The sequence below is a fragment of the Pseudomonas viridiflava genome (assembly GCF_003702045.1).
GTDB classification, from domain to species: domain Bacteria; phylum Pseudomonadota; class Gammaproteobacteria; order Pseudomonadales; family Pseudomonadaceae; genus Aquipseudomonas; species Aquipseudomonas viridiflava_C.
The window spans coordinates 1-5,460 of record NZ_RBTP01000001.1 but is presented as its reverse complement, the minus strand read 5'-3'; the positions used below and the strand labels follow the sequence as shown (position 1 = coordinate 5,460).

General features: G+C 51.9%; 2 tRNA genes and 3 rRNA genes. All 5 read left to right on the top strand.

Going from position 1 to position 5,460, the window contains the following annotated elements:
• Positions 1–192 precede the first annotated feature (192 nt).
• The 5 genes from ALP40_RS00025 to rrf all read left to right on the top strand — a co-directional run bounded on the left by ALP40_RS00025 (position 193) and on the right by rrf (position 5,411).
• Positions 193–1,729: ribosomal RNA gene (locus tag ALP40_RS00025) — 16S ribosomal RNA — on the top strand.
• A 96-nt stretch (positions 1,730–1,825) separates the two neighbouring features.
• Positions 1,826–1,902 (top strand) — tRNA-Ile (locus ALP40_RS00020).
• Positions 1,903–1,946: 44 nt separating this feature from the next.
• A tRNA-Ala gene (locus tag ALP40_RS00015) sits at positions 1,947–2,022 on the top strand.
• Positions 2,023–2,251: 229 nt separating this feature from the next.
• Positions 2,252–5,144, top strand: a 23S ribosomal RNA gene (locus tag ALP40_RS00010).
• Between the two features lie 151 nt (positions 5,145–5,295).
• Positions 5,296–5,411: ribosomal RNA gene (rrf, locus tag ALP40_RS00005) — 5S ribosomal RNA — on the top strand.
• The 16S, 23S and 5S rRNA genes sit together here with 2 tRNA genes alongside, the layout of an rRNA operon.
• Positions 5,412–5,460: the final 49 nt, after the last annotated feature.

The window sequence follows — 5,460 nt, the reverse complement described above, 5'->3', positions numbered from 1 at the left end:
GCCTCGGTTGAGACGAAAGGCTCAACCCACCGCTCTTTAACAACTGAATCAAGCAATTCGTGTGGGTGCTTGTGGTGTCAGACTGAAGTCAACAGATTATCAGCAACCCAAGTTACTCCGCGAGAAATCAAAGATGTAACCAACGATTGCTGAGCCAAGTTTAGGGTTTTCTCAAAACCCAGTTAGATGTTTGAACTGAAGAGTTTGATCATGGCTCAGATTGAACGCTGGCGGCAGGCCTAACACATGCAAGTCGAGCGGTAGAGAGAAGCTTGCTTCTCTTGAGAGCGGCGGACGGGTGAGTAATGCCTAGGAATCTGCCTGGTAGTGGGGGATAACGCTCGGAAACGGACGCTAATACCGCATACGTCCTACGGGAGAAAGCAGGGGACCTTCGGGCCTTGCGCTATCAGATGAGCCTAGGTCGGATTAGCTAGTTGGTGAGGTAATGGCTCACCAAGGCGACGATCCGTAACTGGTCTGAGAGGATGATCAGTCACACTGGAACTGAGACACGGTCCAGACTCCTACGGGAGGCAGCAGTGGGGAATATTGGACAATGGGCGAAAGCCTGATCCAGCCATGCCGCGTGTGTGAAGAAGGTCTTCGGATTGTAAAGCACTTTAAGTTGGGAGGAAGGGCATTAACCTAATACGTTGGTGTTTTGACGTTACCGACAGAATAAGCACCGGCTAACTCTGTGCCAGCAGCCGCGGTAATACAGAGGGTGCAAGCGTTAATCGGAATTACTGGGCGTAAAGCGCGCGTAGGTGGTTTGTTAAGTTGAATGTGAAATCCCCGGGCTCAACCTGGGAACTGCATCCAAAACTGGCAAGCTAGAGTAGGGCAGAGGGTGGTGGAATTTCCTGTGTAGCGGTGAAATGCGTAGATATAGGAAGGAACACCAGTGGCGAAGGCGACCACCTGGGCTCATACTGACACTGAGGTGCGAAAGCGTGGGGAGCAAACAGGATTAGATACCCTGGTAGTCCACGCCGTAAACGATGTCAACTAGCCGTTGGAATCCTTGAGATTTTAGTGGCGCAGCTAACGCATTAAGTTGACCGCCTGGGGAGTACGGCCGCAAGGTTAAAACTCAAATGAATTGACGGGGGCCCGCACAAGCGGTGGAGCATGTGGTTTAATTCGAAGCAACGCGAAGAACCTTACCAGGCCTTGACATCCAATGAACTTTCCAGAGATGGATTGGTGCCTTCGGGAACATTGAGACAGGTGCTGCATGGCTGTCGTCAGCTCGTGTCGTGAGATGTTGGGTTAAGTCCCGTAACGAGCGCAACCCTTGTCCTTAGTTACCAGCACGTAATGGTGGGCACTCTAAGGAGACTGCCGGTGACAAACCGGAGGAAGGTGGGGATGACGTCAAGTCATCATGGCCCTTACGGCCTGGGCTACACACGTGCTACAATGGTCGGTACAGAGGGTTGCCAAGCCGCGAGGTGGAGCTAATCTCACAAAACCGATCGTAGTCCGGATCGCAGTCTGCAACTCGACTGCGTGAAGTCGGAATCGCTAGTAATCGCGAATCAGAATGTCGCGGTGAATACGTTCCCGGGCCTTGTACACACCGCCCGTCACACCATGGGAGTGGGTTGCACCAGAAGTAGCTAGTCTAACCTTCGGGGGGACGGTTACCACGGTGTGATTCATGACTGGGGTGAAGTCGTAACAAGGTAGCCGTAGGGGAACCTGCGGCTGGATCACCTCCTTAATCGACGACTCAGCTGCACCATAAGCACCCACACGAATTGCTTGATTCATTGAAGAAGACGATTAGAAGCAGCTTTTGCTTTGCACACCCTATACTGGGTCTGTAGCTCAGTTGGTTAGAGCGCACCCCTGATAAGGGTGAGGTCGGCAGTTCGAATCTGCCCAGACCCACCAGTTACCTGGTGAAGTTGGTCAGAGCGCGTACGACACCCGTATATGGGGCCATAGCTCAGCTGGGAGAGCGCCTGCCTTGCACGCAGGAGGTCAGCGGTTCGATCCCGCTTGGCTCCACCACTTACTGCTTCTGTTTGAAAGCTTAGAAATGAGCATTCCATCCGGTAGATGATGAATGTTGATTTCTAGTCTTTGATTAGATCGTTCTTTAAAAATTTGGGTATGTGATAGAAAGAAATAGACTGTTGACCACTTTCACTGGTGGGCAACAGGCTAAGGTAAAGTTTGTGAGAACAAACTTTCGGCGAATGTCGTCTTCACAGTATAACCAGATTGCTTGGGGTTATATGGTCAAGTGAAGAAGCGCATACGGTGGATGCCTTGGCAGTCAGAGGCGATGAAAGACGTGGTAGCCTGCGAAAAGCTTCGGGGAGTCGGCAAACAGACTGTGATCCGGAGATGTCTGAATGGGGGAACCCAGCTGTCATAAGACAGTTACCTTACACTGAATACATAGGTGTATGGAGCGAACCAGGGGAACTGAAACATCTAAGTACCCTGAGGAAAAGAAATCAACCGAGATTCCCTTAGTAGTGGCGAGCGAACGGGGACCAGCCCTTAAGTTGGATTGAGAGTAGCGGAACGCTCTGGAAAGTGCGGCCATAGTGGGTGATAGCCCTGTACGCGAAAGTCTCTTTGCAATGAAATCGAGTAGGACGGGGCACGAGAAACCTTGTCTGAATATGGGGGGACCATCCTCCAAGGCTAAATACTACTGACTGACCGATAGTGAACCAGTACCGTGAGGGAAAGGCGAAAAGAACCGCGGAGAGCGGAGTGAAATAGATCCTGAAACCGTATGCGTACAAGCAGTGGGAGCCCACTTTGTTGGGTGACTGCGTACCTTTTGTATAATGGGTCAGCGACTTATTTTCAGTGGCAAGCTTAACCGAATAGGGGAGGCGTAGCGAAAGCGAGTCTTAATAGGGCGTCAAGTCGCTGGGAATAGACCCGAAACCGGGCGATCTATCCATGGGCAGGTTGAAGGTTAGGTAACACTGACTGGAGGACCGAACCGACTACCGTTGAAAAGTTAGCGGATGACCTGTGGATCGGAGTGAAAGGCTAATCAAGCTCGGAGATAGCTGGTTCTCCTCGAAAGCTATTTAGGTAGCGCCTCATGTATCACTGTAGGGGGTAGAGCACTGTTTCGGCTAGGGGGTCATCCCGACTTACCAAACCGATGCAAACTCCGAATACCTACAAGTGCCGAGCATGGGAGACACACGGCGGGTGCTAACGTCCGTCGTGAAAAGGGAAACAACCCAGACCGTCAGCTAAGGTCCCAAAGTCATGGTTAAGTGGGAAACGATGTGGGAAGGCTTAGACAGCTAGGAGGTTGGCTTAGAAGCAGCCACCCTTTAAAGAAAGCGTAATAGCTCACTAGTCGAGTCGGCCTGCGCGGAAGATGTAACGGGGCTCAAACCATGCACCGAAGCTACGGGTATCATCTTTTGATGATGCGGTAGAGGAGCGTTCTGTAAGCCTGTGAAGGTGAGTTGAGAAGCTTGCTGGAGGTATCAGAAGTGCGAATGCTGACATGAGTAACGACAATGGGTGTGAAAAACACCCACGCCGAAAGACCAAGGTTTCCTGCGCAACGTTAATCGACGCAGGGTTAGTCGGTCCCTAAGGCGAGGCTGAAAAGCGTAGTCGATGGAAAACAGGTTAATATTCCTGTACTTCTGGTTATTGCGATGGAGGGACGGAGAAGGCTAGGCCAGCCTGGCGTTGGTTGTCCAGGTTTAAGGTGGTAGGCTGAGATCTTAGGTAAATCCGGGATCTTAAGGCCGAGAGCTGATGACGAGTGTCCTTTAGGACACGAAGTGGTTGATGCCATGCTTCCAAGAAAAGCTTCTAAGCTTCAGGTAACCAGGAACCGTACCCCAAACCGACACAGGTGGTTGGGTAGAGAATACCAAGGCGCTTGAGAGAACTCGGGTGAAGGAACTAGGCAAAATGGCACCGTAACTTCGGGAGAAGGTGCGCCGGTGAGGGTGAAGCATTTACTGCGTAAGCCCATGCCGGTCGAAGATACCAGGCCGCTGCGACTGTTTATTAAAAACACAGCACTCTGCAAACACGAAAGTGGACGTATAGGGTGTGACGCCTGCCCGGTGCCGGAAGGTTAATTGATGGGGTTAGCGCAAGCGAAGCTCTTGATCGAAGCCCCGGTAAACGGCGGCCGTAACTATAACGGTCCTAAGGTAGCGAAATTCCTTGTCGGGTAAGTTCCGACCTGCACGAATGGCGTAACGATGGCGGCGCTGTCTCCACCCGAGACTCAGTGAAATTGAAATCGCTGTGAAGATGCAGTGTATCCGCGGCTAGACGGAAAGACCCCGTGAACCTTTACTATAGCTTTGCACTGGACTTTGAATTTGCTTGTGTAGGATAGGTGGGAGGCTTTGAAGCGTGGACGCCAGTCTGCGTGGAGCCAACCTTGAAATACCACCCTGGCAACTTTGAGGTTCTAACTCAGGTCCGTTATCCGGATCGAGGACAGTGTATGGTGGGTAGTTTGACTGGGGCGGTCTCCTCCTAAAGAGTAACGGAGGAGTACGAAGGTGCGCTCAGACCGGTCGGAAATCGGTCGTAGAGTATAAAGGCAAAAGCGCGCTTGACTGCGAGACAGACACGTCGAGCAGGTACGAAAGTAGGTCTTAGTGATCCGGTGGTTCTGTATGGAAGGGCCATCGCTCAACGGATAAAAGGTACTCCGGGGATAACAGGCTGATACCGCCCAAGAGTTCATATCGACGGCGGTGTTTGGCACCTCGATGTCGGCTCATCACATCCTGGGGCTGAAGCCGGTCCCAAGGGTATGGCTGTTCGCCATTTAAAGTGGTACGCGAGCTGGGTTTAGAACGTCGTGAGACAGTTCGGTCCCTATCTGCCGTGGACGTTTGAGATTTGAGAGGGGCTGCTCCTAGTACGAGAGGACCGGAGTGGACGAACCTCTGGTGTTCCGGTTGTCACGCCAGTGGCATTGCCGGGTAGCTATGTTCGGAAAAGATAACCGCTGAAAGCATCTAAGCGGGAAACTTGCCTCAAGATGAGATCTCACTGGAACCTTGAGTTCCCTGAAGGGCCGTCGAAGACTACGACGTTGATAGGTTGGGTGTGTAAGCGCTGTGAGGCGTTGAGCTAACCAATACTAATTGCCCGTGAGGCTTGACCATATAACACCCAAGCAATCTGCGACTCAAATGAGCACAGATTGCGGTGACTGTGAAGACGACACGAACCGAAAGTTTGCGTCACAGACGACACCACTATCACATACCCATTTTGCTGAATCGCGCCAGCTGGCACGCTTCGGTACCCGAATTTCTTGACGACCATAGAGCATTGGAACCACCTGATCCCATCCCGAACTCAGCAGTGAAACGATGCATCGCCGATGGTAGTGTGGGGTTTCCCCATGTGAGAGTAGGTCATCGTCAAGATTCAATTCCAGAACCCCTCATCGCTTACGCGGTGAGGGGTTTTGTCTTT